This is a genomic window from Seonamhaeicola marinus, from assembly GCF_008085455.1.
This window is the reverse complement of the sequence record NZ_VSDQ01000691.1, coordinates 1-2,570: the sequence shown is the minus strand read 5'-3', so window position 1 is coordinate 2,570 and position 2,570 is coordinate 1. Positions and strand designations below refer to the sequence as shown.

Here is a 2,570-nt window from a genome sequence, read left to right as displayed (position 1 = left end):
TGCACTATGCCAATGAGTTGCAAAACCTTTCAAAAGTAGATGGCTATTTAGCAAAAGGCTATATTTATGAATACGATAAAGAACCCGAACAAGCTGAGAAATACTATAAATTAGCACTAAATACTGGCGGCTCTGTAACGTGTTTTGAAAAATTAACCAATTTTTACGAAAAGCAAAATAAACCCCAAAAAGCCATAGAAAATATTGAGCACGCTTACCAAAAACACAACCGTAACGCCATGCATTATCAAATAGGAAAAGTGTGTGCAGACTATAATATTCAATTAGAAAAAGGCGAAAAATGTTTACATGCTTATATTAAAAATCATTCGGTTAAAGACGGTGTGCCTATTGAATGGGCGTATTTTAGATTAGCGCAAATTCACAAAAACAAATTAGATAAAACAGCGGCATTAAAATGGATAGACAAAGCCCTAGCAACCCGTGCAAACTTTAAACAAGCCAAAGAAGAAAAAGCAAAAATATTAAAACTTTAAGTTATGGGCGTTACCCATAAGGGGTCGGGCTTTCGGCAGTCGCTTTTTGCTCGTGCCTCACAAAAGAGCTCCAACAAATGCCTCAATCCCTAACGCAAATCAAAACCAACTAAATTATACCAATATCATTAAGGTATTAAACTTTTCAACAGTTAAACTTTGTACTTTGAAATTAGAAACAGATATTTGTTGTAAAGCAACAATATGAACGTACATTTTATAGCTATAGGTGGCGCTGCAATGCATAATTTAGCATTGGCATTACACAACAAAGGATACCACGTAACTGGTAGCGATGATACTATTTTTGAGCCTTCAAAATCTAGATTACAAGCAAAAGGCCTATTGCCAAATGCGTTTGGATGGTTTCCTAATAAAATTACAAGTAATTTAGATGCTATTGTACTGGGTATGCATGCCAAAGAAGATAACCCAGAATTATTAAAAGCTCAAGAATTAGGTGTAAAAATATATAGCTATCCAGAGTTTTTGTATGAGCAAAGTAAACACAAAACCCGCGTGGTTATTGGTGGTAGCCATGGTAAAACAACCATTACATCAATGATTTTACACGTTATGCATTACCATGACAAAGATGTAGATTATATGGTAGGCGCACAGTTAGAAGGTTTTGATGTTATGGTGAAGCTTACCGAAGAAAATGATTTTATTGTGCTTGAAGGCGATGAATACCTAAGTTCACCCATTGATAGGCGTCCAAAATTCCATTTATACAAACCAAACATTGCGTTGTTAAGCGGTATAGCATGGGATCATATTAATGTATTTCCTACCTATGAAAATTATGTAGAACAGTTCAGTATTTTTGTAGATTCTATTGTAAGCGGTGGTAGTATAAATTTTAACGAAGAAGATGCTGAGGTAAAGCGCGTAGTTGAAGCAAGTAATAATACCATTAGAAAAATACCATACCAAACACCCCAATATACCGTTGTAAATGGCGAAACACTTTTAGAAACCCCTGAAGGAGATTTGCCTATTGAAGTATTTGGCAAACATAACCTTAATAATTTAGCTGGAGCCAAATGGATTTGTCAGCACATGGGTATTCAAGAAGATGAGTTTTATGAAGCTATAGCCACTTTTAAAGGCGCTAGTAAACGACTAGAAAAAATAGCCGAAAGCTCAAATAGTGTTGCTTATAAAGACTTTGCACATTCTCCAAGTAAAGTAGAAGCAACCACAAAAGCGGTAAAAGAACAGTATGAAAATAGAACCTTAGTGGCTTGTTTAGAATTGCATACCTACAGCAGTTTAAATGCCGAGTTTTTAAAGGAATACAAAGGCACATTAAATGCTGCCGATGTTGCAGTTGTATTTTATTCACCTCATGCCGTTGANTGCTTTTCAACGAGAGGATTTAATAATTTACACAAACCCTGATGATTTTAAAAACTATCTGTTCTCTCAAAAATTTGATAATAAAGCCTTATTATTAATGAGTAGCGGTAATTATGGCGGCTTGGATTTTGATGCCATTAAAGGATTGATAGAGTAGTAGATATTTATGCTGTTTCAAAAACAGGGACAATATTTTCAAGTTTAGCAAAACTTAAAGAAAATCCGTTATCTCTTATATCGTCTAATAGCCATTTTCCTTCGTTATATTCCATAATCCAAATTTTGGTTTCATCATCAAAACCTCTTTTGCCTTCAACAATTTTTCTAGTTTGTTTGTTANATTTTAGAACCTTCAAAATTTTTACTATCAGATATCTCAAGGTATAAAGGCTTAACGTTTTTAATACGTTCTAATTTGCAAATGTTTTTAAGGTTTTCGCTTTTCCATCGGTCTAAATGAATTAGTTGTTGGTTTTGCCAATACCAATGGTTAACATAGTTAGATACTTCACTCATGTCCTCTTTATCCCAAGCTATATGTACTCTACTAAACACATTAGAAACATTTTTTTGAATGTTTAACCACATAAAGTCTTTGTTAATTCTGCCAAGTTTAGCTAACTGTTTTTTTGCTTTTCTAACAGCAATAAATTCAATAGTTTTTATATAAAATATTAGAGGAAGTAAAATTATTGCCAGAAGAGACATTAT

The 2,570-nt window shown here is 33.6% G+C and carries 2 pseudogenes; both read left to right on the top strand.

The window, feature by feature from the left end:
* Positions 1 to 497: pseudogene (locus FUA24_RS17170) on the top strand (tetratricopeptide repeat protein); the annotation flags it as partial.
* A 204-nt stretch (positions 498 to 701) separates the two neighbouring features.
* Positions 702 to 2,016, top strand: a pseudogene (locus tag FUA24_RS17165) (UDP-N-acetylmuramate--L-alanine ligase).
* Positions 2,017 to 2,570: the final 554 nt, after the last annotated feature.